This is a genomic window from Pontibacter russatus, assembly GCF_009931655.1.
Classification (GTDB): Bacteria; Bacteroidota; Bacteroidia; order Cytophagales; family Hymenobacteraceae; genus Pontibacter; species Pontibacter russatus.
The window spans coordinates 830,728-857,330 of sequence record NZ_CP047984.1 but is presented as its reverse complement, the minus strand read 5'-3'; the positions used below and the strand labels follow the sequence as shown (position 1 = coordinate 857,330).

Sequence of the window (26,603 nt, the reverse complement as noted above, 5' to 3'; positions counted from 1 at the left end):
TACGGCAATACCCACTAGTAGTACGCAGAATGCCAGCTGGGCTGTATCATATCGGGAGCAGGCGGCAAGCGGCAGGGTATATAGGAAAGGCGGCGCAAAATCGGGGCAGCATGGCTGCACAATTGGACTAAAAAAATTAAATTCGCAATATGAAGGAATACCTATACTTTCTGGTTATATTATGGATTGCACCACACAGGTGGCTTCGGGAGAGGGAAAAAGAGTGTCCGGGGCATAAATAATTGGAAGCATGCTTATAAACAAGGTCTCAGACCAAATCAAGAGAAGTAAATACATCAGCCGCGACCTGAGCTGGCTGCGCTTTAACTACCGGGTGCTGGACCAGGCGCGCGACACCAGCAAGAGCCTGTTCGACCGGCTTAAGTTTATGGCCATTACCGCGTCCAACCTCGATGAGTTTTTCATGATCCGGGTGGGCAGCTTGTACAATTACATCGACTATGGCAAAGAGCGCACCGACTACTCCGGGCTGCGGGAAATGCCTTTCCGGAAAAAGCTGCTGGACTACGCCCACCGTTTTGTGAACGACCAGTACCTGACCTACAACAACGAGCTGAAGCCGCTCTTCGAAAAAGGCGGGTTCGATATACTGAAGGTGGGCGAACTGACGGAGGTAGAGCAGAAGAAGGTGGACTCCTACTTTAAAAACACCATCTACCCGCTGCTCACGCCCATGGTGTACGACAATTACCACGGCTTCCCGCTGCTGATGAACCAGCTGCTGACCTTTGGCGTGATAACGCGCGCCACCGAAGAGCAAAAGGCGCAGGACCGGGTCACGTTTGTGCAGATACCCCAGAACCTGGCCCGCTTTTACGAGATACAGCGCAAGGACCGGCTTATTTTTGTGCCCATCGAGGAGATCATCCGCACCAAGATAAAGAAGCTCTTCCGGAATGTGGAGATAGTGTCGGCAAACCTGTTCCGCATCACCCGCAACGGCGACTATACGCTGGAGGAGTCGGATGACCTGGAGGCGGACTTTGTGCAGGAGATAAAGGCGAAGCTGCGCACCCGTAAAAAGGGGCGCGTGGTGCGGCTGGAGGTGGAGCGCAACCCCTCGCAGTTGCTAATGAAGGTGCTGAAGGAGCGCTGGGTCATCGACAATGCCAACCTGTTCACCATCAACAGCCTGCTGGACCTGCGCAGCCTCTGGCAGATCATCAACCACCGCCAGTTCAAGGACAAGGGCTTTAAGCAGCCCGCCTCGGTGTCGCCGCTCAGCCTGCCCAGCGACGGCGTGGACATGTTTGAGTACCTGAAAGACCACGACGTGCTGCTGCACCACCCTTACAACAGCATGGAGCCGGTGGTGAGCCTGCTGGAGCGCGCCGCCGAGGATCCGCTGGTGCTCGGCATCAAGCAAACCATATATAGGCTGGCAGACCAGTCGCGGGTGACGGCGGCGCTGCTGAAGGCGGCGGAGAACGGCAAGCACGTGTCGGTGCTGTTTGAGGTGAAGGCCCGCTTCGACGAGGAGCGAAATTTACGCGAAGGGGAGCGCCTGGAGAAGGCCGGCTGCTTCGTGATATATGGCATCAGCAAGTACAAGACGCACACCAAGATGCTCATGATCATCCGCAAGGAAGGGGAGAAGGTGACGCGCTACGTACACATCGGCAGCGGCAACTACAACGAGCAGACGGCCCGGCTCTATACCGACGTGAGCCTGCTGACCACGAACGAGGTATATGCGCACGACGTGTCGGAGTTCTTCAATGTCATCACCGGCCACTCCCGCCCGAACGAGTACAAGTACCTGATGACCTCCCCGAAGAGCATGCGGCACCACCTGATCGAGCTGATCCGGAACGAGGCCCGCAACGCCAAGAAGGGTCTGAAGAGCGGCATCGTCATCAAGATAAACTCCCTGGAGGACAAAGAGGTGATTGACGAGTTTTACAAGGCCTCCAAAGCGGGGGTGCCGATCAAGCTGATCGTGCGGGGAATCTGCTGCCTGCGTCCCGGCCGTGAGGAGCTGAGCGAGAACATCACGGTGAAGTCTATTGTGGGGGAATACCTGGAGCACTCGCGCCTGTACTACTTCCACAACAACGGCGACCCGAAGGTATATAGCGGCAGCGCCGACATCATGGTGCGCAGCTTCGACCGGCGCATCGAAGCACTGTTCCTCATCGTGAACGAGGAGCTGAAAAAGGAGGTGATCAATATTTTATACTACAACCTGCAGGACAACAATAACTCCTACATCATGCGCGAGGACGGCACCTATATAAAGAAGCGAGCTGGCGTCAACGAGGAGGTGGTGGACATCCACAAGCTGTTCTTCAACCGGTACTGCCACGAGGTGCAGGAAGGCGAACTGGTGTAGGCATTTATCAATTGTCATTTATCAGCTGGGGTAGCCATATATGGATGAGAAGGCACCATCTTATATAGCATTATTTGCTGGGTAATGTTTGAGTTTATATATCCTGACTTCACCAGCAAACCTTAGAGTGGCTGCAGCTTATCTTCCTGAGAAGGGGCTGCAGCCGCTCTAAGGTTTTATATACCCGCAATGATAAATGTTAATTGATAACTGTTAAATGATTAGTTGATTTTGTCGATAACGAAGCGCTCGGGGTGGTGTTGCTCGTAGAGCGCGTGGAGCATTCCGTCCTTCAGGCCTACGGCGGGCACAATCATGCTTTCTACTTTTGCCCACTTCATGGCCGAGAGGTATATCTCCGAGGCGGGTACAATCACGTCAGCACGGTCCGGGTTCAGGAGAAGTTCTGTCTGTCGTTCCTCCAGGGTCATGGGGCTGATGCGGGCCACCACTTCTTCTATCTGCTTCCGGAAGATGGGCCTGCCCGTCACTTTCCCGGCCAGCTCAAAAATCTTGTTGATGTTGCCGCCCGTGCCGATGGCGCGCGACAGGTGGTGTTTTTTGGCATTGGTCTCAATCCACAGGCGCATGATGTTCCAGAGCTGCGATGACTCGCGGTGGTGCATGTGCCGGATAGAGCCCTGCTCAAACGACTGCGACGCTTTCTTCTCCCGGTTCACATAGATGTTGAACTCGGTGCTGCCGCCGCCCACGTCGATGTGCAGGTAATTCCGCTCGTCGAGGAAGTTGTATATCACCTTGTTGATCAGCTCGGCTTCCGTCTCGCCGTCGATCACCTGTATCTCCATGCCCAGCTGCTGCTGCACCCGCTCCAGAATCTCCGGCGCGTTGTGCGAAGATCGCATAGCCGAGGTGGCGCAGATCATGTGGTGGTCCACGTCGTGTACGTCCAGCAGCAGCTTGAAGGCGTGCAGGAGCTTTACAAACTTCTCAATCTTGTACTCGCTTATATGGCCTGTGCTGAACACATCCTCCCCGAAACGGATTGGGTAGCGCACGTACTCCACTTTTTTAAAAAGCACATGGCCGTTCTGGTTGAGCACGTTGGAGATCTGGCATCTCACCGCGTTCGATCCGATGTCAATGGCTGCTAACTTCAAATGCTTGGCGTGTTTGGTTGACTTCCGGGTAAATATAAGCAGAAAATATCTTCCGGGCAGCCGCCAAGGCTGTTAGCCGGGGCAGCCAGGCTTCGGTATATATAAACCCGCCTGCAGTTTATCGTAAGCTCACCGGCCCCGCAGTGTTTATCCAGCCCAGTTCCCCTCGCTCGTTGCGCACCAGTTTAAAGCCGTTGTATCCGCCCAGCACAGCTACGCTGCTGCCGGCAGAAAGGCTGTCTTTCGGCGCGGCAAGCGGATGTGCCTCATCCAGCAAATCAGCTGCGGTAGCCAGTTTTTCGTAGGTCACGGGATTTGTGGCGGCTTCTACCAGGCTGCCGGCTATATAAGCTTCGGTGCCGCTGGGCAGGGCCACACGGTACCAGTCGGCGGCGGCGCCGGTGACTTGCAGCGGCGTATGCTGCGGCAGGGTGGCATATATAGCAGACTTAGTGGAGGGCTGCAGGCGTATGTTGGCCGCCTTTACCGCCACGCGCACCCAGTTGGCGAGCAGTGTTGTGTCAACTGCTATGGCGGGCACAGCCTCGCCGCTATCGTGGAGGTATGGGTAGGGGTTGGTGGCGCCGCGTCCGGAGCGGTATATACCAAAATGTAAATGCGGAGCAGTGGTGATGGCGTTGCCGGTGTTGCCGATCAGGCCGAGCGTGTCGCCAATCTGCACCCGCTGGCCCGGCGCCACCAGCTGGCTGTCGAGGTGGGCGTAGTACAGGTTTTGCCTGCGGCTGATGTCAGATAACCACACCACCTTTCCGCCGCGCGGCGTTACGTTTACGCGGGTTATGACACCTTCGGTGGAGGCAATGGCCGGAGTGCCTCTTGGCGCAAAGATATCCACGCCTTCATGTAGGCGGGCGCCTCCATCCCTGGGATCGCCCCAGATGCTGGCGATGTGGCGGCTGGATTTGCCCTCCACCGGAAAAGCCAGGGTGGGCTCGGACTGGATGGTGACAGTGTATTGCCCGCTGCGGAGCAATTCCGGCTGTACGCGCAATATATGGGGCAGGTCATCGTCCACCTCGTGGCTTAGGGAGGTAGCGGTGGTGTCAGCGGAGGCTACGCGGCGGGCTTCCTCTGTCGGGGTTTCGGGGGCCCCAAACAAGTCCATGAACACCAGCACCTGCTCCCTTGCCTGCATCTCCAGGTTCACCACGATGCGCTCGCCCTCTCTGGCATCGAAGCGATAGGCAAGTGCCCGCGGCTCGGCAGCCGAAAAATAGCCAGTCTCTTTGAACGGCAGCGACACGGTGATGGAGTCCTGCAAGGCCGCTTGCCCTGCCTGCAGCCATTCCTGCCCCAGGGCGGTTTGGTCCAGGCCGGTTTCTTTCAGCTTGGCTGCATACTTTTCGTGGGGCGTCAGGTTTTTGCTGAACACGCCGCGCAGCGTCTGCTTGCCACTGCAACCGGCGGCCAGCAGGAGCAGGAGGATATAGCCTATATAAATAAATCTATTTTTGTCTTGGATGGTCATCGTGTTTACAAGTAGCGCTGCACTTATGTTGTTTACAGCGATTCAGTCAAAAATGATACCTCGAGGGTTTGGTTTTAGCTTCCGACACCAAAAATCCATACAGTGGCGAATTGTAATTAACCGTGCCGCCTGTTGCCCGTACAATGTAGTTGGGCCAAAATCTGAGCAAGATGAGAAGACCAAGATGGAGATACGCCAAACGAAAGCTGGCCAAGAGCCTGCTGCCGCTGTTTGCCCCGCTGGTGCTGACGCCTTTCGCGACCCCCGTGAACGTGGGGGCGGCCAAGCCGAAGCCTGACATGCGGAAGATCAGAGACAGGGTAACAGGCTACAAGTTGATGAAGTTCAACCAGGTGGCCTTTAACCTCTACAGCTATATGAACCTGCAGGAAACGGGCCTCCGGTTCGAGGTGTTCGACAAGGCCCTGGCTGGCTACTACAACATGAAGCGCAAGGGGCAGGTGTCGGACAAGCCGGTCATTACCATCATCGACTTCACCAAGTCATCCAACGAAAAGCGGCTCTGGGTGGTGGACATCGAAAAAAAAGAGATTCTCTTCAATACGTACGTGTCGCATGGGCGCAACTCCGGTCAGGAGTATGCCGAGAATTTCTCTAACGATAACGAGTCCTATATGAGCAGCATCGGGTTTTATGTCACCGACAATACCTACTATGGCAAGCATGGGCTTTCACTGAGGCTGGAGGGGCTGGACGAGGGTTTCAACACCAATGCCCGGGACCGCTGCATTGTGATGCACGGCGCAGCGTATGCCACGGAGGATTTTATTGAGCAGGCTGGTCGCCTGGGGCGCAGCCTTGGCTGCCCGGCCTTGCCCATGGAGCAGCATGACGAGATTATAAATGCTGTAAAAGGCGGCACAGCTATATATGCCCACGCCGCATCTGATGCTTACACGTCGCAGTACCTCGACCACTTGTCGGCCATGGCCGAGTTGGTGAGCGAAAGAAGCAAGGAGATAGCGCCGCTGAACAACACCTGATGTAAAGCCATCCAAAGCCAATGACAAGTTTTGGTTGAGTCAGTGGGCGGTGGTTATATATTAACGGGATGAAAAATGTCCCGGAAGGCTGTTTCCTCCATCAACACAAACATAAATACAAACATATAGGAGTTGCTTGCCGGCAGCGCGAAGTTTGGATATAGGTAGTATCCCAGAAGTAATGCGATGCCCTTGCCCCGAACGCTTTCGGGGTGTGAGCTATATGGAGGCGTCCCGCCTCATTTTTTCGTTTTACTTATTGACTGTTTGTCGGCCAGAGGCCGCCCAGTAGCTCGCATCCCGACAGTTGCCGGGACGAGGGCAGCCTCTACTGTAAATTTAAACTATCATTACTTCTTTAACACTACCGGGATATATAAGCTCCGGCTGCGCTCTGTGCTGCCAAAGAAGCGCCCCATAGCTTGAATGCTATGGGGCGCTTTCAAAATACATCTTTCTATATTTATCATGCCTTCCTTCAGGCGATATGGTAAGTTTTCCTATTCAGGCATCCTGCCATATAGTTTCGTGAGCGCATGGAGCTTCTGCGCATGTTTCCTGTTGAACTCGTTTCGCTTCAGGCGCCACTCCCAGTTTCCCCTTGCCGTAGAGGGTTTGTTCATAGTCGCTTCTTTCCCCAGGCCCAGCACGTCCTGCACCGGCAGCACCGCCAGTTGCGCCACTGAGGCCAGCGCCAGCCGCCCCATCACCTCATGCACGTTTTCTTCCGACAGCTCATGGAAAGCGTAGTCGCTGAGGCTTTTCCTGTCACCGGCTTTCGCCTCCTTAAACCAGGCCACCACCGTGCTGTTGTCGTGGGTGCCGGTATATACTATGCTGTTGCGCGTGTGGTTGTGGGGCATAAAAGAGCCCTCAAACGCTTTCTCATCCGAGACAAAGGCGAAGATCAGCACCAGCATGCCCGGCAGGTCAAACTGCTTTATCAGGTCCCGCACCGGCTGGTCTATCTCTCCCAGGTCCTCCGCAATGATTGGCATCTGGGGGTGCTTTTTCTGCAGGAGGTGCAGAATGTCGGCCCCCGGTGATTGTTGCCAGGAGCCGTTCCTGGCCGTGTCTTCTCCGGCGGGCACTTCCCAGTAGGCTGAGAAGGCCCGGAAATGGTCGAGGCGCAGCAGCCCAAACAAACGCAGGTTATGGTCGATGCGGCGTATCCACCAGTCGTAACCATGCTTTGCAAGTGCTTTCCAGTCGAACACCGGCGTGCCCCACAGCTGGCCGGTCTCGCTGAAGAAATCCGGCGGCACACCCGATAAGCCCGTGGCGTTTCCCTGCTCATCCAGTTTAAAGTATGCCGGGTTCGACCACACGTCGGCGCTGTCGTGGCTTACGTAAAAGGGCATATCGCCAAAGAATATGATTCCCTTACCGTGGCAGTACTGCTTCAGCTTTTCCCACTGCCTGTAGAACAGGAACTGCAGAAATATCTCGAACTCCACCTCGTCTTCCATTTCGCTGGCGAGTGCGTTCATGCTTTCCTCAGCACGCTGCTTTATTTCGGTCGGCCACTCTACCCAGCTTCTGTTTCCGAAATTCTTTTTGAAGGCCGAGAACAGCGCGAAATCCGGCAGCCACGCCTGGTGCTCGCGCTGAAAGTCTTTGTATTCTTTCTGCGCCTCCGCGTCAGCCTGCTCCCGGAAATTCTGAAAAGCCAGCTGCCAGAGCTTTAGCTTATAATCCGCCACCTTATCATATTCTACCCGGTCTTCCCGGAACTCTACGCCAGTGTCCAGATCCTTTCTCTGAAGCAGGCCTTCCTCCACCAGCAGCTCGGGGCTGATGAGCAGCGGGTTTCCGGCAAAGGCCGAGTGGCTGCTGTAAGGGGAGTGGCCGTAGCCGCCCTCTGTGGGGTTAAGGGGGAGAATCTGCCAGTATTTCTGCCCGGCTTCCTGCAGCAGGTCGGCAAAATGGTAGGCCTCGGGGCCCAAATCCCCGATGCCGAAGCGGGAGGGGAGCGAGGTGATGTGCAGCAGAAGGCCGGCACTCCGGTTAGGTATGATCATACAGTTGTCGCGGTTAAAAATGCTACTGGAAATGTGTTCAATGCGTCGGCTATGCTGAGGTTGCCATTGGCCGAGACGGTTTCTCCGCCAAATACCTGCTGCCACTGTGCCGGTGCGCCTTCGGGCAGCGTGACGGTGGTGTCTTCCCATATATGCTGGCCGAGGGGCAGTTCTTCCTTGCTGATGAGGCTGGCCAGTCGCAGCGGCACCACCACCACGGCCCATTGGTGCTGGTGGCGGCGGGCGAAAGCCACAATGCGGTGCTTGTGTACGCCCTGTACCTGTAGCGGTATATAGTCCCCGGCGTCGAACAGCGGCTGTAGCTCGCGGCGTTTGTTAAGTGCCTTGTACAGCAGGTACAGCTTTACTTTGGCATCATCGGGGTTTTGGAGCAGTTGCTGGTGCAGGCTTTCGCTGCCCTTCTGCTGCTCCTGTTGCTTCAGCTCGTGCAGGTACTCCAGGCGCAGGTTGTAGTCCACGGGGCGGCGGTTGTCCGGGTCCACCAGGCTCAGGTCCCACAGCTCGGTGCTCTGGTATATGTCGGGCACGCCGGGGCAGGTCACTTTCAGCAGCGGTTGGCAGAGGGCATATAGCCATCCGTAGTGCGCCACTTTATGGAAGAAAGGCCGGAACGACTCCATAAAGCCTTCGTCTTCCAGCAGCAGTTGCCGCACCAGGTCTTTCACGGCCTGCTCGTACGGCTCGTTCGGCTCCGACCAGTCTGTTTTTACCTTTGCCTCGCGCAGCGCCTTCTGCAGGTACTCCTGCAGCCGCTCCACAATAGACTCGTCGGCCTCGCCGCTCAACGGCAATACGCCAATCAGCGTCTGGAAGAGGAAATACAGGTCGTTGGTGGTTGGTTTGGTCGTGTACTTCCTGCTGATTTCCAGCCACTCCTGCACCCTGGTTTCCCACTCCTCGGGCATCTCGCTCAGCACGTTCAGGCGAATGCGGGCCCCCTCGCCGCGTTTGGTGTCGTGGGTGGCGGTGGCGTTGATGGAGTGCGGGTACACGCGCTGCCTGTATAGCATCCGCTCATGGAACGCTTCGTCGTCCAGGTGGAAGATGTCCGGGCTGTTTCCCACCTCGTTGAGGGAGATGAGGCGGTTATAGTTGTAGAAGGTGGTGTCTTCCACGCCCTTTGCCGCCAGCGGCCCCGTGAACTGCTGGCTGCGCATCACGAAGTAAAGCTTGTCGTGCGTGGTCTGCTCAGTGTCGCCGGGCTGCAGCGTGAACAGGTGGTGCAACTGCCGGAACCGCTCCTGCAACTCCGGGGCCTGCTTGTGCGCCTCCTCAAAGGCCTTGTCTACCACGGCCATCTCATCTTTCGACAGGGGCAGGCGGTTGCCATATATACAGTACACCGGCCAGGCGCACAGCAGCACCGCCAGCGCTTTCCGCCACTCCTCCTCCGGCTCCAGCGGAATAAGGTGGCGCTCCTGCAGCAGGCGCAGGAGGTTGCTCAACTCGCCCTGCATCTGGTTTTTCAGGATGAACATTTTCTTGTCGAACACCAGTTGCTCGTAGTTGGTGGGCGCGTTTGGCACCAGGCGGCTATATATCTGCGTGAGTTTGCGGCGGCCCGCGCCGGAGGTATATAAATTGCTTACCCAGGCCAGAAAGTCGTAGCCGCTGTTGCCCTCGATCGGCCAGCGCTCCGGCAGTTGCTCCTCGCCCTCCAGAATTTTCTCCACCACGATGTAGGACTCCGGCCCGGCCAGTTTGCGCAGGCGCTTGAGGTAAGTGATGGGGTCGAAGAGGCCGTCCACGTGGTCTACCCGCAGCCCCTGCAGCAGCCCCTGTTCGCAGAGCTGCCGGATGAACTGGTGATACTGGTCGAACACCTCCGGCAGCTCCATGCGCAGGCAGATCAGGTCGTTGACGGTGAAGAACCGGCGGAAGTTGATGCGCGTCTCCGTCTCCTGCCAGTGGCAGAGGATATAATGCTGCTGCCCCAGTAGCGCCTGCAACTTCGTGTTATCGTTGTTGATGCTTTCTGTTGCCTGCTCCAGCGCCTGCCGCAGCTGGGGCTTACCGGCTAGTTTCTTCTTGAAGTTGTCCCAGGCAGCGGGCGTCAGGCTGTCTTCGCTCTCCAGGGTCTGCAGCTCCTTCAGCGCCTGCTGCGTCTGGGTGCTTACCTCCGGCTCTCCTGACTCCTGTTGCGCCTGCTCCAGAAGCGCCCTGTAGGAGGCCACACTCACCGGATAGGCGCTTTCGTAATAGTTCAGGTGAAAGCCCTTCTCGCTAAAAGAGAGCTTTAGCTGATTCTGCTTCATCACCTCTTCCAACGAATCCCCCAGAAAAGGCACCATCACCTGGCCTGAGAAGTCGGGGTGGTGGAAGTCAATGTCAAAGAAGGTGTAGAAGTGCGACTGCGGACCTTTCTCCAGCACGTCCATCAGCCAGACGTTGGCGGGGTGGTAGGCCATATGGTTGGGCACGATGTCCTGCAGCCAGCCCATGCCCCTGCTCTTGAGCTCCTCCGAAATCTGCTTCAGTTCCTGTTTGGTGCCTACCTCCGGGTTTATATCGTAGGGGGCGGTGACGTCGTAGCCGTGCTCGCTGCCGGGGCGCGAGCAGAAGAGGGGAGCCGAGTAAACGGTGCTGATGCCCAGCTCGTGCAGGTAGGGAATAATCTCCCGCACCTGCTGAAGTGTGAATTTAGACGATACTTGAAGCCTGTAAGTGGCCGACGGAATGTATACCATGTTTTGTTTTCAGGTTTAGGTTTGAGCAGAGCGTATCAAATTTTTCAAGCCATTGCGCGGCCTCGTTGTCGCCTTTCTCAGAGCGTTTTATATAGTCTTCGTACACCGTTTGCTGCATCCGGAAAGCGATGTTCTGCGCCTGCCAGTAGTCTGGGGCCAGTTTCGATTTCTCCAGCACCTTCAGCAGGGCGATGAGCATCTCCACCGTCTCGGTGTCGTTTGGCTGTTCCTGCACTTGTTTCATCAGACGTTCCACGCGCTGCGAGGCGGCAAAATCCAGCGTATCGAAATTGAGCTTCACCTTCATGCGCTTTGTCTCGTCCAGCAGCTTTTTGATTTCGTTCGTGTCAGGCTGCTCTGATTCGAACTCCCGCAGCAGCTTGGTGTTGACGATGTACTCGACGGTGGTCTGCAGGGGCCGGGGCAGCTTCATGCCCAGTGTTTTGATGGCCGCCATCAGCGGGTAGTTGTTGTCGTAGATCTGCTGGAAGTTGTTTTCCACGTTCTCCATGGCATGCTCCAGCACCTGGTCCAGAATCTTCTTCTGGTCATCCTTGAAGAGGTGCCAGAAGGAGTAGTTGTGGGACTCGAAGTGCTTGTCGAGCAGCATGATGACCTCGCTTACGTTGCCCCGGTTGAAGGCGGTGTGCAGCTCGGAGCGCAGGTTGCCGTAGTCCTCCAGGCTCATGAACTCGCGCACGCCGCCGAACAGCTGGTGGTCGCCGAGGTGCAGCACCCCGAAGGTGATCACCTCCTCCTCCCAGGTGACAATTGAGCGTATTTTAGCGCGGCCCACAGCCAGTTTCTGCCGACCGGCCTCCATCAGCTCATATTCCTGCGAGATGGCCTGGTAGCTGTAGAGCTCGAGTTTCCTGGTGTGTTCCGCAAAGAGCGAGGACACGGCATAGTGGGCACCCACGCGCAGCAGGTTGATGATGGTAGGCTTCACGGATTTTATATAGGCCCGTGCCGCGTTCTCCTTTTCCTTGTGGTTGCTCCTGGCCAGTTCCAGCAGGTTCACAAATGGCGTCTCGTAGTCTTTTTTGCCCAGGTCCTGCGCCAGCTGGATGGCCCTGGCCGCATAGTAGATGTCCTGCACGGTTTCGAGGCCCGTCACCTCGTCGAAGAACCAGCCGCAGCTGGTGTACATGAGCAGCGTGTGGTACTGCATCTCCAGCAGTTTCAGGAACCTGGTTTTCTCGTCCCGGCTGAGCTCGTACGAAGTGTGGCGCTGGATAAACGCCTCCACGTTTTTCTCGGAGCGGTCCATGACCACCTGTATATAGGCGTTGCGCGTTACCCAGGGGTCGGCACCCAGCTTGTCCATTTCGCGCTCGAAGAGCGGCGTGAGCTCGTCGCGCAGCCAGTCCAAGGCATCGCGGAGCGGCCCGCGCCACTCCTGGTCCCAGCCGCCGTTGCCGCCGGTGTTGCAGCCGCAGTTGCTGCGCCAGCGCTCCACGCCGTGGGCACAGCTCCAGGAGGTGTCTTCTATGATTTCGGCCTCATACTCCGGGGGGAATTTCTGAAGGAACTCGCCATATACCGTTACCTGCGCCAGCTGCGCCTCCTCTATATGGTTGAGGGCGTAGGAGAGGGCCATCTCGCCGAAGCGGTGGTGGTGGCCGTAGGTCTCGCCGTCGGTGGCGATGTGCATCAGCTGCGGCTCTGCGCTGTTGGGGTCGAGGGCATTCACCAGGCGGCTGGCAAAATCCTCGCCCCGCTCCAGCAGCTTCTCAAAGGCGATGCCCTGCGACACCGGCCCGTCATAAAAGAACAGCACAATCTCATTCCCGGAGGGCAGCTTGCACAGGTAAGGCCGCCGCGGGTTGATGTTGGCACCCTCTGCGTGCTGCCACTCCTTTTCCCCGATTTTGCGGAACCGGCGGGCCTGATACGGCGACAGGATGGTGAACCTGATGCCGTGCGCGGCCAGCACCTCCAGCGTGGGCGTGTCGGCGGCCGTCTCGGCAAGCCACATGCCTTCCGGATCGCGCCCAAAGCGGTTCCTGAAATCATATATACCCCATATTACCTGCGTGTGCTTGTCGCGCTCGTTGGCCAGGGGCATGATGATGTGGTTGTATACCTGTGCCATGGCGGAGCCGTGGCCCGAAAACCGCGCTAGGCTCTCTTTGTCGGCCTCGAGTATGGCCTGGTAGGTTTCCGGCTCTTTCTTTTTCATCCACTCCAGCAGGGTGGGGCCGAAGTTGAAGCTGATGCGGGCGTAGTTGTTGATGATGTCCACGATCTTTCCCTGCTCCCCCAGAATACGGGAGGCGGAGTTGCGGGCGTAGCATTCGTCTGTGATCCGCTCGTTCCAGTCGTGGTAAGGAGCGGCAGACTCCTGCAACTCTACGTCATTCAGCCAGGGGTTCTCGCGGGGGGCTGGTAAAAGTGCCCGTGAATACAGATATACTTGTCCATTTATTTCTCTTGTTCAAAAATGAGTAACGATGCGGGCGGCAAAAGTACGGAAGAGCCCTCCTGAAGCGCCTGCGGCATGTCAGCGCCGGGGCCTCCCCAGGCCGTGTCGGCAGAATGCAGAACGGTTTTCCAGGAACTTGCAGCGACCGGCAGCAGCTTTGTGTTCTGTGGTTGATCGCTTATGTTAAACAGGCAGTAGAGATGTGGTTCCTGGCCTGTATGAACCAGGTGCAGCACAAGTTTCTCCTCCTCCATTTTTACCTGCATATATGGCTTGTCCGGACGCGCAAGGGCAGGGGCTGCTTTCCGAAGGTTGATGAGTGCCTTGTAAAACTCCCGTAATTTGTGCTGTTGCTCATTCGTTTGATAGCCCCGCTGTAGCCTGGAGCGGTAGAACGTTTCCTCGCTTTGCGGGTCCGGCGCCTCGCCTTTTCCTGCAAAGTACGCAAATTCTGCTTTCCTTCCTTCTCGAACCGCCTCCACCAGGTTTTCGTCGGTATGGCTCACAAAGTAAAGGAAGGGGTTCTCCTCGCCGTATTCCTCCCCCATAAACAGCATGGGGACATAGGGAGAAAGCAGCACCAGCCCCGCAACAGGTTTCAGCATCTCGAAGGGAACCAACTGCGTGAGGCGCTCGCCCCGCATCCGGTTGCCTGTCTGGTCGTGGTTCTGGGAGCAGACCACAAACTGCCTGGCCGGGTTGGCGGTCGCGTCGGTACCCAATGTTTTTTTGCGGTGCTCCGAGTAGAGGCCGTTGTAGACGAAGGTGTGCTCCAGTGCTTTCTGCAACTGCTCCGGCTTGCCGTAATCCTCGAAGTAGCCCTCCAGTTCGCCCGTCACGAGGGTATGGATGGCGTGGTGGTAGTCATCGAACCACTGCGCGTCCAGGCCATATCCCCCTTGCCCGATGGGGTTTATCAGGCGCACGTCGCTCTGGTCGCTCTCCGCTATCAGTAAAAATTTCCGTCCTTTCTGCTCCTCCAACTGGTTCACCTGCTCGCGCAGTTCCTGCAGGAAGTGCCGGGCACCGGTGTCATATATGGCATGCACGGCATCGAGGCGCAGGGCGTCGATGTGAAAGTCGCGCAGCCACATGAGCGCGTTCTGGAAAAAGAAGTTGCGGACGTGGTCGGAGTGGGCGTCGTCGAAGTTGAGCGCATTGCCCCAGGGGGTGTTGTACTTGTCTGTAAAGTAATAGCCGTACTCGTTCAGGTAATTCCCCTCCGGGCCCATGTGGTTGTAGACTACGTCCAGCACCACGGAGATTCCCTGTTCGTGGCAGGCATCCACCAGCATTTTGAGGCCCTGTGGCCCCCCGTAGGTGCTCTGGGCAGCAAACGGGAACACGCCGTCGTAGCCCCAGTTCCGGCTCCCCGGGAACTCGGCAACCGGCATAAGCTCGATGGCCGTGACGCCCAGGTCCTTCAGCTCAGGCAAGTGCTTTATGGCCCCCTCAAACGTGCCTTCTTCGCTGAAGGTGCCCACATGCAGTTCATATATAATCAGCTGCTCCAGCGGCAGCCCCTTCCAGGTCGCATCTGTCCAGGCAAAGCGGGTGTGGTCGACTACGGCAGAGGCGGCATGCACGCCGTCCGGCTGAAACTGCGAGGCGGGGTCGGGTCGCACTTTCTCCCCATCCAGCGTGTACCTATAGCGGGTGCCGTGTCCGGCGTCCGCTGCCAGGGCCGTCCAGTAGCCGAAGGCTTCGCGCTGCAGGGGTATCCTCTCCGGGTCTGGATTTTCGAGTGTCAATTCCACCTGCTCCGCTTTCGGGGCCCAGACCGTGAAGGTCGTTCCCTTCTCGGGCTGGTATTCTGCTCCTATCTTCCTTGCGATTGACATATATAAATTTAGGGTTTTTCACAGCACGTATTAACTTGCATCGGGGGCCTAAGGTTGTGCAGTTTTGGTGAAAACACGCATGTGGCCGGACAAAGAATTTATTACTTTGCTACGGGTATTCGTGCGGTGATGGCCCAAATTTGCAATTATGGAATATTGTCCGCAACCTATTTATCCGAGCACAGTAACTACAGGGGACAAAGCAGAGCTACTACATGGAACAACTTGAAGGAAAAAAACGCGTCGTTATAGAACATGTAAAACCAGAGATAAACTGCGGGAGATTCCCCGCCAAGCGGGTAGTGGGAGAGGAGATGACCGTGACAGCCGACATTTTCGGCGACGGGCATGACGAAGTGAAAGCGCAGCTGCTGTACCGCAACACCTCCACAGACTCAGAGAACTGGACGGCCGTGCCGATGGAGTTCCTGGGCAATGACAGTTGGCAGGCCACGTTCACCCCTGACGCCATGGGGCGCTATGAGTATACCCTGGAGGGGTGGGTGGACCATTTTTACACCTGGCAGAAAGGGTTGAAGAAAAAGTTTGAGGCGAACCAGGACGTAACGGTAGAGTTGCAGATAGGGGCGCAGATGCTGGAGGAGACGGCCGCGAAAGCACAAGGCCAGCAGCAGGAACAGCTCTATGGCATTGCGCACCAGCTGCGCCACAACCCGAACCAGGCCGATGCCGTGGCGCTCGCCACCAGCGCCGACACCTCGGAGCAGATGCGGGCGGGCGCGGAGCGGGAGAACGTGACCACCTACGACAAGCGACTGCAACTGGACGTGGAGCGGCAGAAAGCCCTCTTCAGCGCCTGGTACGAGTTCTTCCCGAGGTCTGCGGCGCAGCAGGCGGGGCAGCACGGCACATTTAAGGACTGTGAGCGGCTCTTGCCCCGCATTGCCGAGATGGGCTTCGACACCATCTACCTGCCGCCCATCCACCCCATCGGGGAGGCTTTCAGAAAAGGCAAGAACAACAATCCTTCCTCCCAGCCCGGCGAGCCCGGCTCGCCGTGGGCAATCGGCGGTGCCGAGGGAGGCCACGACGCCATCCTGCCGGAGCTGGGCACACTGGATGATTTCCGGCACTTTGTGAAGCAGGCAAAGGAGCACGGCATCGAGGTGGCCCTTGACTTCGCCATCCAGTGCTCCCCGGACCACCCTTACGTAAAAGAGCATCCGCAATGGTTTAAGTGGCGGCCGGACGGCACGGTGCAGTATGCCGAGAATCCCCCCAAGAAATACCAGGACGTGCTGCCCGTGAATTTTGAGACCGAGGACTGGCAGAACCTGTGGCAGGAACTGCGGCGGGTGCTGCAGCATTGGATAGACCAGGGCGTGGTGGTGTTCCGGGTGGATAACCCGCACACCAAGGCTTTCTCTTTCTGGGAATGGGTGATTGCTGACATTCACAAGGCCCACCCGGAGGTGATTTTCCTGGCGGAGGCCTTTACACGCCCGCGCGTGATGGAGCGACTCGCGAAACTAGGGTTCACACAGTCCTATACCTATTATACCTGGCGCAACTCACCCGAGGAACTGCGCCAGTATATGGAGGAACTGACGCAGACGGAGATGCGCGACTACTTCCGGCCTAACTTCTGGCCCAACACCCCGGACATCAACCCGCCTGTGCTGCAGGACGGCGGGGAGCCGGCGCATATCACCCGGCTGGTGATGGCGGCCACGCTGTCATCTAACTACGGCTTATATGGCCCGGTATATGAGTTTGGCATAGCCACCCCGGTGCCCGGCAAGGAAGAGTACCTCGACTCGGAGAAGTACGAGGTCAAGCACTGGGACTGGGGCAAGCTGACGAAGATACGGGAGGTGATTACCCTCATTAACCGGATACGCAAGGTGAACCCGGCCCTGCAGACCACCTGGAATGTGGCCTTCGGGGGAGCCGACAACCCGGCCTTTGTGTGCTATGCCAAGTGGAGCAGCGACTTCCGGAACAAAATAGTGGTTGTCGTGAACCTTGACCCGCACAACACGCAGGCGGGTTGGGTGCAGGTGCCACTCTCCAAAATGAACATGGGCAACGGACAGTACGTGGTACACGACCTGCTGACTGAGCGCAAATATACCTGGACGGACGAGTGGAACTACGTGGAGCTCCGTCCGCACGAGATGCCGGTGCACGTGCTGCGCATAGAGGATGCAGCTAGCGGGGCGGCACATGCCGACTCGAGCAAAGCCAGCAACTGGAGTGTAGACAATACCTGGCTGGCATCCGACCATGACTAAAGAACAACAGAACCCTATCACGATAAATATGGCAGACGAGAAATTTGCGTTAGACGACAACATCCACTGGTACAAAGATGCCATCATATATGAGCTGCACATCAAGGCGTTCAAAGATGGGAACGGCGACGGCATCGGCGATTTTAAAGGGCTGATGGAGAAGCTGGATTATTTGGAGGACTTGGGCGTGACGGCCATCTGGCTGCTGCCCTTTTACCCTTCTCCCCTCCGCGACGACGGCTACGACATAGCGGACTATTACAGCATCAACCCCTCGTACGGCAACATGCATGATTTCAAGCTTTTCGTGAAGGAGGCGCACCGGCGCGGCCTGAAGGTCATCACGGAGCTTGTCATCAACCACACCTCCGACCAGCACCCCTGGTTCCAGCGCGCCCGCACGGCCAAACCCGGCTCCAAACACCGCGACTACTACGTGTGGAGCGACGACCCGACCAAGTATAAAGACGTGCGCATCATCTTCACCGACACGGAGCAGAGTAACTGGTCGTGGGACCCGGTGGCGCAGCAGTACTACTGGCACCGTTTCTTCTCGCACCAGCCCGACCTGAACTACGACAATCCCGAGGTGCAGAAAGAAGTGTTCAAAGTGCTGGAATACTGGCTGGACCTCGGCGTGGACGGCTTCCGGCTGGACGCCGTGCCTTACCTGTTTGAGCGGGAGGGCACAAACGGCGAGAACCTGCCCGAAACCCACGATTTCCTGAAAAAGCTGCGCGCCCACGTAGACAGCAAGTACCAGGGCAAGCTACTGCTGGCTGAGGCCAATATGTGGCCGGAAGACTCTGCCGCCTACTTCGGCAACGGAGACGAGTGCCATATGAACTACCACTTCCCCATTATGCCGCGCTTGTTTATGTCGGTGAAGATGGAGGACCGCTACCCCATCATCGACATCTTCAACCAGACACCCGAGATACCGGAGGCCTGCCAGTGGGCCATGTTCCTGCGCAACCACGATGAGCTGACGCTGGAGATGGTGACCGACGAGGAGCGCGACTATATGTACAAGGTGTATACCAAGGACCCGATGGCGCGCATCAACCTGGGCATCCGGCACCGCCTGGCGCCGCTCCTGGGCAACGACCGCAGCAAGATAGAGCTGATGAACGTGCTGCTCTTCTCGATGCGCGGCACCCCGGTGGTGTACTATGGCGATGAGATAGGCATGGGCGACAATTACTACCTCGGAGACCGCGACGGAGTTCGCACGCCAATGCAGTGGAACGAGGACCGCAACGCTGGCTTCTCCTCGGCTAATCCGCAGCGCCTGTACCTGCCCGTCATCATCGACCCGGAGTACAAGTACGAGTCGGTAAACGTGGAGACGCAGAACCACAATGCCAATTCGCTGCTCTGGTGGATGCGCCGCATCATCAACATGCGTAAGCGCTACAAGGCCTTCGGCCGCGGCACCATCAGGTTCCTGTCGCCGAACAACTCGAAGGTGCTGGCTTTTGTGCGGCAGTATGAAACCGAAACTATCCTGGTGGTCGCCAACCTGTCGCGCTTCCCGGAGGCGGTGGAGCTGGACCTGCAGGATTACAAAGGATTTACCCCGGTGGAGGTGTTCAGCAAGAACAAATTCCCCAATGTAAAAGACGAGCCATACCTGTTCACGATGAGTGGCCACGGTTACTACTGGATGGAGCTGCAGCCGCAGGAGGCGGGCAGCGCACAGGATGGACAGAAGAAGGCCGTACAGCTCAGTTCGCTGCGAGCGCCCCTCGCACCCAAGACGCTGAAGCAGCTTGAGACGCAGGTGCTGCCGTCCTATATATCCCAGCGGCGCTGGTTCGGAGGCAAGGCCCGCACGGTGCAGCGCATGCAGGTGGTCAACAACATGCCCATGCCGCTCGGCAAAGCCGGTGCATCGCTGCTGTTTATCGAGGTGAGCTACAACGAGGGCCTGCCCGAACTTTACCAACTGCCCATGGCGTTCGCCACAGACGAGGAGGAGCAGGAACTGCGCGACCACGCACCGGGCAGCATTATCTCCCGGGCTGTCATCGAAGGCAAAGAGGGCGTGCTGTATGATGCCCTGTTCAGCGAGGAGTTCCGGCAGTCGCTGCTCCAGATGATGCTGAAGAAGAAGCACGTGCGCCAGGAGAGTGCGGAGTTGATCGGGTACAGCGACCGCGGGGCCATCGCCGAAATCCGTGCCGCCGAAGGGCCGCTTACCTCCAGGATACTGGCGGCGGAACAGAGCAACACTTCCATTGTATATGACAACGCACTCTTCCTGAAAGTGTACCGCAAGCTCGACAGAACGGTGAACCCCGACGTGGAAGTGGTGCGGATGCTGACAGAGAAAGTGGGATTCCCCCATGTGCCGCGCTTCCTGGGGGCACTGGAGCAGCACGAGCAGGGCAAACAACCGATGGTGCTCGTGATGTTGCAGGAACTGGTCCCCAACCAAGGCGACGCATGGAGTTATTTCGGTGATTCGCTGAAGCGCCTGTATGAGCGCGTGAAGACGCAGCCGAACCGGGTAGATGTAACGCAGTCATCCAGAACGCTGGTGCGCCCGCAGGCTTTTGTGGAGATACCGGAGGAGGTGCAGATGCAGATTGGCGGTGCCCACGTGGAGCGTGTGGAACTGCTGGGCCTGCGCACCGCGGAGATGCACCTGGCCTTGGGCAGCATCCGGGGGGAGAAAGACTTCACCCCGGAGGAGTTCTCGCTGCACTACCAGCGCTCGCTGTACTCCTCGCTCACCTCACTGGTGCGCAGCAACTTCGACAGCCTGCGGAAGCACCTGCCCAACCTGCCGGAAAGCGTGCGCGGGGAGGCCGAGGAAGTGCTGAACATGCGCGGGGAGGTGCTGGAGCGCCTGAAGATGATCTTCTCCCACAAGATAGACACCCTGAAGATCAGGACGCATGGCGACTATCACTTAGGCCAGGTGCTTTTCACGGGCAAAGACTTCTACATCATCGATTTTGAGGGAGAGCCGGCCCGCTCGTTCAGCGAGCGCCGCCTGAAGCGTTCTGCCCTGCGTGATGTGGCGGGCATGATCCGCTCGTTCCACTACGCTTCCTACAACGCCCTGTTTCAGCAGGAGGGGCTGCGCCGCGAGGATGTGGAATATATGGAAACATGGGCCGAACAGTGGTATCAGTATGCCAGCGGCTTCTTTATGCACAGCTACCTGGGCAAAACCCGTGGAACCGGCATCGTGCCGGCAAAAGACGAGGACCTGGAGATACTGATACACACCTACTTGTTGGAGAAGGCTATCTACGAGCTGGGATATGAATTGAATAATCGTCCGGATTGGGTGCTCATCCCCATCAGAGGCATCAAGTACATCATGAAAAAGTATAAGAATGGCTAAGAAGAAAGAAAGCACAACCACCGAGACCACCGATTTAACGCAAGCAATCGACCGGCAAAACACAGGCCAGGAGAGCGTTAGCAAACCCGGACGGGGCCGTATGTCTGCAGCATCAGCTGCTGGTGGGGCGGCCCAGGGAGAGGCGGCTTCACAGCCAGCCGCAACGCGTGGAAGAAAGAAGAAAACTGATGTGCCTGCGGCCGAAATGGGATCCCCTGTTACCAGGCCTGCTTCGGATGGACACGAAACCATTGCCACACCTGCTAAACGCGGCCGGGCCAGTAAAACCGAAACTGCGGTAGCGCCCACAGGGTCGGCAAGAGGGCGCAAACCCAAAGCTGCCGCCCCGACAGAGTCAGAAGGTGTGGTGGTGCCTGTTGCCAGCTCTGGCAACGTGACGGAGCAGATTGTACTTAAACCGAAAAGAAGCGCCAAAGCAGCTGTGCAGCAGACGGATAAACCTGCTGCATTCCCGGCAGGCGGCGTTACGCTGGTTCAGCAGGAGCCGACAGCTTCAGTGCAGTCGGCAGGGCAGGCGGTCTCTCCGGCCACCCGCTTTTCGGACTTCGACATTTATCTGTTTAAAGAGGGCAGGCACTATACACTCTACGACAAGCTGGGCTCGCACCGCATGGAGCACGAAGGCAGGCAGGGGACTTACTTCGCCGTCTGGGCCCCCAATGCCGAAAAGGTGTCGGTGATGGGTGACTTCAACGGCTGGAGCCGCGACAGCCATCAGCTTCACCTGCGCGGCGACAGCTCCGGTATATGGGAGGGCTTTGTGGCAGACGTGCCGACGGGCGTTCTATATAAATATCATATCAAATCGCGCTACCACCTGTACCACGTGGAGAAGAGCGATCCCTTTGCTTTCTGCCGCGAGGAGCCGCCGCACACCGCCTCCGTGGTGTCAGACCTGGAGTATGCGTGGCAGGACCAGCAGTGGCTGGAGCGACGCAACAGCATGAAGGACAAGGCCCAGCCATACAGCGTGTACGAACTGCACCTGGGCTCGTGGCGAAGAAAGATGGAGGAAAACAACCGCTCGCTCACGTACCGGGAGCTGGCGGACGAACTGCCGGCTTACGTGCAGCAGATGGGCTTCACGCACGTGGAGCTGATGCCTATTATGTTCCATCCTTTTGCCGGCTCGTGGGGCTACCAGGTAACGGGGTATTTCGCACCTGCCAGCACATTCGGCTCCCCGCAGGACCTGATGCACCTGATCGACACCCTGCACCAGCACGACATCGGCGTCATCCTGGACTGGGTGCCCTCGCATTTTCCGTCTGATGAGCATGGTATTGCCTATTTTGATGGCACACACCTTTATGAGCATGCCGACCCGCGCAAGGGCTTCCATCCGGACTGGAACAGCTATATATTCAACTACGGCCGCAGCGAGGTACGCTCTTTCCTCATCAGCAATGCGCTGTTCTGGCTCGATAAGTATCATGCGGATGGCTTGCGCGTGGACGCCGTAGCATCCATGCTGTACCTTGACTATAGCCGCAAGGAGGGCGAGTGGATACCGAACGAGCACGGCGGACGCGAGAACCTGGAGGCCATCTCGCTGCTCAAAGACTTTAACCAGGCGGTGCGCGAGCGCTTCCCGGATGTGAAGACCATTGCCGAGGAATCCACGGCATGGCCGGGGGTGACCGCGCCGGTGGAGCACGGGGGACTGGGATTTGATATGAAATGGATGATGGGCTGGATGCACGACACGCTCGACTACTTCTCCAAAGACCCCATCTACCGCAGGTACCATCAGGGCGAGATCACCTTCAGTATGATGTACGCCTTCTCCGAAAAATTCATGCTTCCGCTCTCGCACGACGAGGTGGTGCACGGGAAAGGGGCGTTGCTGCAGAAAATGCCGGGCGACGAGTGGCAGCGTTTCGCCAACCTGCGCACGCTGTATGCCTATATGTATGCCCACCCGGGGGGCAAGCTGCTGTTTATGGGGGCAGACATAGCCCAGTCCAGTGAGTGGAACCACGACAGCAGCCTGGACTGGCACCTGTTGCAGTACGGCTACCACCACGGCGTGCAGGAAGAGCTGCGCGAGCTGAACGCCATATATAAGCAGGAGCCCGCTCTGTACGCCTACAGCTTCGATGCCCGCGGCTTTGAGTGGGTAGATTATAACGACGCCCACAACAGCGTCATCAGCTTCCTGCGCAAAGGCGAAAACCCAAGCGACACGCTGCTGGTGGTATGCAACTTTACGCCGGCCATGCACGAGCATTACCGGCTCGGGGTGCCGCAGGCCGGGCAATGGGTGCAGGTGTTCAACTCAGACGACAGCCGCTACGGAGGCAGCAACCAGCACAACAACGGCCCGATTCAGACGGTGCCGGAGCCCTACCACGGGCGGGAGCAGTTTATTACCATGCTGCTGCCACCGCTGTCTGTCGTTTACTTTAAGTTGCAGAGCTAACACAGCAATTATATATACCAGTTGTTATAAAACGGGCAGCGCACTATATAGTGCGCTGCCCGTTTTATATAGTGCGAGAAGAGGTGAATTCCTTCAGAATTTTTCCGCGTCGCCTATACCCTTATCAAATAAGTTTCATGTAGCTGTCTAGCCACCCCTTCTTCTCCATAGTTACGATCAGGACACACGGTTCAGGGAGCAAATCACAACACTTTTTGCCCCGCACAGATATGGCCTCCGGCCATATGCAGTATATAAAGGCTGGATGGATAGGGCATGTAGATGTTGCCGGGGTGCTTACTTTCCCTTGCGCAGCGGGATGAGCCTCCGGAGGCTGTTCTGACTCTCAGGGGCGCTTTCTGCCAAATCCACCTCCGACACTGAGCGGACGTCCTCAATGGAGTAGAAGGCCTGGGGGTTAAAGCTGCGGATAATCCCGATGACCTCATCCAGCTTTTTGCGCTTCACGATCATGAACAGGAGGTTTACCTTTCCCCGTGTTCCGCGCGCATCCACGCAGGTCAGGCGGTAGCCGCGGCCCTTCAGCCTGTCCACCAGTTTGTCGGCAGAATCCACCGTGATGACGCGCACCACCACCTGCCCCAGCGCCAGCTTCTGCTCAATGCGCAGGCCCAGGAAATTGCCGGTGGCAAAGCCACCAGCCCAGGCAAAGTAGGAGGCCACGTTGCTCAGGTTCTCCATCACCTGCGTAATGGCAATCAGCCAGATGAGCACCTCCAGAAACCCCAGCAGTGGAGCGATGGCCTTGTCGCCTTTGGATATGAAGACGATGCGCAGCGTGCCCAGCGTCACGTCGCAGATGCGGGCCAGAAAAATAAGGGCGGGGATGATCACCCAGTCGACAAGGCTTTGGTCTATTCCTTCAAGTAAGTTCATGTGAATCTTTATAAGCTGAGCAAGGGCTTTCCATACAGTGCCCTGCTTAAGCTACGTAACAAACCAGTTTGGTTTATGCAGATATTCTGATATATTTAACTGACGGAAGACGGGAGAGTGGAAAGTCCACTTTTTCAGGGGATCCGCACAGCACATGCCGGCTTCAGATGCTGGGTAACAGTGCAAAAAAAATTGCCCCGGATATGCTTATAGCTGTCCCTATATATACCCCGAACGTAAATGCAGCGTTCTGCGTATGATAAAAAAGGTAAAAGTATCCCTAAAACAAAGGCGGAAAGATGGGCTCAGTAGATGTCGTTTTCGCACCCTAAGCGCTATTGAAGAAAGCCTACATAAAACATCCATAACACATGGCAAAACTGATCATTGTATCGAACAGGCTTCCTGTAAAACTGCAAGAGAAGGAGGGCAAGCTTGAATACAAAACAAGTGAAGGGGGGCTGGCCACCGGCTTGGGCTCTATTTACAAACAGGGAGACAACCTCTGGATTGGATGGCCTGGCCTGGTGGTGGAGGACGAGGACACACAGCAGCGCATCAGAGAGGGCCTGCGCCCCGAGAGCATGCAGCCGGTTTTCCTGACCGAGAGCGAAGTGAAGGAGTTTTATGAAGGCTTCAGCAACGAAACGCTGTGGCCCACCTTCCATTATTTCAGCCAGTACGCTGTGTACAACCAGCAACTCTGGGAAACCTATGTGGAGGTAAACCAGAAATACTGCGATGCGGTGGTGGAGCAGGCCGGGCCCGAGGACACCATCTGGGTGCATGACTACCAGTTGCTGCTGCTGCCCTCCATGCTGCGCGAAAAACTGCCGAACAGCACCATCGGTTTCTTCCAGCACATCCCGTTCCCTTCGTACGAAGTGTTCCGTTTGCTGCCCTGGCGCAAAGAGCTGCTGGAGGGCATGCTGGGCTCCGACCTGGTGGGCTTCCACACCTACGACGACATGCGCCACTTCCTGAGCTCTGTGAACCGACTGGTGGGGTACGGCAGCATGCACGGCTGGATAAACACCAACAACCGCTCGCTGCTCGTGGATTCCTTCCCGATGGGGATAGACTACGAGAAGTACAGCAGCACGGCTAATCTGGAAGAGGTTAAAAAGCGGGAGCAGATATACAGGGGCAACCTGAACGCCGAGAAAGTCATTCTCTCCATCGACAGGCTCGACTACTCCAAGGGAATTGCCCAGCGCCTGAAGGCTTTTGAACTCTTTCTGGAGAAGTACCCCGAGTTTCATGAGCGGGTGACTCTGCTGATGTTGGTGGTGCCAAGCCGCGATGCGGTGGAGAAATACAAAGAGCTGAAAGAAGAGGTGGACGAACTGGTGGGCCGCATCAACGGCAGCTACAGCCGCATCAGCTGGAACCCGATCCAGTATTTCTACCGCTCATACCCGCTCGAAACGCTCTCTGCCTTCTACCGTATGGCCGACGTGGCCCTCGTGACGCCGATGCGCGACGGCATGAACCTGGTTTGTAAAGAGTATGTGGCGAGCAAGTCTGATAAAAAGGGCGTGCTGATACTGAGTGAAATGGCAGGAGCCTCCAAAGAGCTCTCAGACGCCCTGCTCATAAATCCGAACGATATAAACCAGATGGTGCAGGCGTTGCACACGGCCCTCACGATGCCGGAAGAGGAGCAGATTGCCCACATGAGCAACATGCAGGAGTCGCTGAAGCGGTACAACATCCACCACTGGGTGAGCATGTTTATGGATCGCCTGTCGTACGTCAAGATCAAGCAGATGTCGTTGGCCACGTCTTACCTCGACGAGGCCACTATCATGGAAATGCACGACGCCTACGACTCGGCCAGTTCCCGGCTGTTTTTCCTGGAATATGACGGCGGACTGGTGGATTACCGCAACCGCCCGCTGATGGCCCGGCCTGATGACGACCTGATGGACTTGCTGGAGAAGCTCAGCAAAAACCCCAAAAACAGAGTAGTAGTGGTGAGCAGCCGCGAGAAAGCCACCATGCAGGACTGGCTCGGCCACCTGAACATCGATATCATTGCCGAGCATGGCGTCTGGATAAAGCAGCGCGGCACTGGCTGGCAGACCATGCTGAGCCTGCTGGACGACTGGAAGAAAGACATCCGCCTGATCCTGGACCTGTACGTGGACCGAACCCCGGCTTCGTTTATCGAGGAGAAGGAGTACTCGCTGGTGTGGCATTACCGCCGCGTGGAAACAGGCCTTGGCGAGATGCGCGCGCGCGAACTGGTGAACCACCTCAATTTTATCGCCTCTAACAGCAACCTGCAGGTGCTGGACGGGCAGATGGCCGTGGAGATAAAGGCACAGGAAATCAACAAGGGGAAAGCCTCCAGCTACTGGCTAAGCAAGTTCCCGCACAAGTTCGTGATGGCCATCGGCGACGACTGGGGCGACGAGGACATCTTCAAAGCCATGCCGCGCGAAGCCTATACCATCAAAGTAGGAAATTCCTACTCCGTGGCGAAGTACCACGTGGATACCTGCGACGAAGCCCGCCAGACGCTCTCCAGGCTGGTGCAGGCACGGAGGCAGGAGCAGTCGCCTGGCGCGCTAATGACTGGTTGATGAGATTTATATATAACGAGAAGGCCACCTGTCACTCCGGCAGGTGGCCTTCTCGTTTCTGGTGTTCTCTAGGCTAAGACCTAATACCCGTGTTCATATA

At 57.1% G+C, this 26,603-nt stretch carries 13 protein-coding genes; 6 read left to right on the top strand and 7 right to left on the bottom strand.

Going from position 1 to position 26,603, the window contains the following annotated elements; translation table 11 throughout:
• Positions 1–250: 250 nt before the first annotated feature.
• Positions 251–2,353: a polyphosphate kinase 1 gene (gene ppk1 / locus GSQ62_RS03500; RefSeq protein WP_161888221.1), complete on the top strand. Its 2,103-nt coding sequence runs from the start codon at positions 251–253 to the stop codon at positions 2,351–2,353.
• A gap of 221 nt (positions 2,354–2,574) precedes the next feature.
• Here the strand turns inward: ppk1 and GSQ62_RS03495 are convergent, their stop codons facing one another.
• Together GSQ62_RS03495 and GSQ62_RS03490 are read right to left on the bottom strand one after the other, a co-directional pair.
• The gene (locus tag GSQ62_RS03495; RefSeq protein ID WP_161888220.1) at positions 2,575–3,474 is read right to left on the bottom strand and encodes a Ppx/GppA phosphatase family protein; all 900 of its coding nucleotides are present in this window, start codon (positions 3,472–3,474) and stop codon (positions 2,575–2,577) included.
• A gap of 118 nt (positions 3,475–3,592) precedes the next feature.
• Positions 3,593–4,963 (bottom strand): peptidoglycan DD-metalloendopeptidase family protein, encoded by a 1,371-nt coding sequence (locus GSQ62_RS03490; protein WP_161888219.1) that lies wholly within the window; start codon positions 4,961–4,963, stop codon positions 3,593–3,595.
• A gap of 170 nt (positions 4,964–5,133) precedes the next feature.
• Between GSQ62_RS03490 and GSQ62_RS03485 the strand changes: the two genes are divergently transcribed.
• On the top strand, positions 5,134–5,967 hold the full coding sequence (locus tag GSQ62_RS03485; protein WP_202621832.1) for a murein L,D-transpeptidase catalytic domain family protein: 834 nt from the start codon (positions 5,134–5,136) through the stop codon (positions 5,965–5,967).
• A 500-nt stretch (positions 5,968–6,467) separates the two neighbouring features.
• Here the strand turns inward: GSQ62_RS03485 and malQ are convergent, their stop codons facing one another.
• The 4 genes from malQ to treZ form a co-directional block, all read right to left on the bottom strand.
• A complete protein-coding gene (malQ, locus tag GSQ62_RS03480; protein ID WP_161888218.1) occupies positions 6,468–7,988 on the bottom strand; it encodes a 4-alpha-glucanotransferase in 1,521 nt (506 codons plus the stop codon).
• Positions 7,985–10,696 (bottom strand): malto-oligosyltrehalose synthase, encoded by a 2,712-nt coding sequence (gene treY, locus GSQ62_RS03475; RefSeq protein WP_161888217.1) that lies wholly within the window; start codon positions 10,694–10,696, stop codon positions 7,985–7,987. Before treY ends, malQ begins: the two co-directional genes overlap by 4 nt.
• Positions 10,650–13,046: a DUF3536 domain-containing protein gene (locus GSQ62_RS03470; protein ID WP_237586950.1), complete on the bottom strand. Its 2,397-nt coding sequence runs from the start codon at positions 13,044–13,046 to the stop codon at positions 10,650–10,652. Before GSQ62_RS03470 ends, treY begins: the two co-directional genes overlap by 47 nt.
• A gap of 74 nt (positions 13,047–13,120) precedes the next feature.
• Positions 13,121–14,962: a malto-oligosyltrehalose trehalohydrolase gene (gene treZ, locus GSQ62_RS03465; protein ID WP_161888216.1), complete on the bottom strand. Its 1,842-nt coding sequence runs from the start codon at positions 14,960–14,962 to the stop codon at positions 13,121–13,123.
• Positions 14,963–15,177: 215 nt separating this feature from the next.
• On the opposite strand from treZ, the gene GSQ62_RS03460 reads away from it, so the two are divergent.
• From GSQ62_RS03460 to glgB, 3 genes are read left to right on the top strand one after another with little or no spacing between them, the layout of a single operon-like run.
• Positions 15,178–17,217, top strand: coding sequence for an alpha-1,4-glucan--maltose-1-phosphate maltosyltransferase (locus GSQ62_RS03460; protein WP_161888215.1), 2,040 nt, complete (start codon positions 15,178–15,180; stop codon positions 17,215–17,217).
• Positions 17,218–17,245: 28 nt separating this feature from the next.
• Positions 17,246–20,575, top strand: a complete 3,330-nt coding sequence (gene treS / locus GSQ62_RS03455; protein ID WP_161888214.1) for a maltose alpha-D-glucosyltransferase — start codon at positions 17,246–17,248, stop codon at positions 20,573–20,575.
• Positions 20,568–23,018, top strand: a complete 2,451-nt coding sequence (glgB, locus tag GSQ62_RS03450; protein WP_317164390.1) for a 1,4-alpha-glucan branching protein GlgB — start codon at positions 20,568–20,570, stop codon at positions 23,016–23,018. Before treS ends, glgB begins: the two co-directional genes overlap by 8 nt.
• Before the next feature lie 297 nt (positions 23,019–23,315).
• On the opposite strand, the gene GSQ62_RS03445 is transcribed toward glgB, so the two are convergent.
• Positions 23,316–23,915: a DUF2179 domain-containing protein gene (locus GSQ62_RS03445; protein ID WP_161888213.1), complete on the bottom strand. Its 600-nt coding sequence runs from the start codon at positions 23,913–23,915 to the stop codon at positions 23,316–23,318.
• A gap of 371 nt (positions 23,916–24,286) precedes the next feature.
• Between GSQ62_RS03445 and GSQ62_RS03440 the strand changes: the two genes are divergently transcribed.
• Positions 24,287–26,503 (top strand): bifunctional alpha,alpha-trehalose-phosphate synthase (UDP-forming)/trehalose-phosphatase, encoded by a 2,217-nt coding sequence (locus GSQ62_RS03440; protein WP_161888212.1) that lies wholly within the window; start codon positions 24,287–24,289, stop codon positions 26,501–26,503.
• The last annotated feature ends 100 nt before the right edge of the window (positions 26,504–26,603 follow it).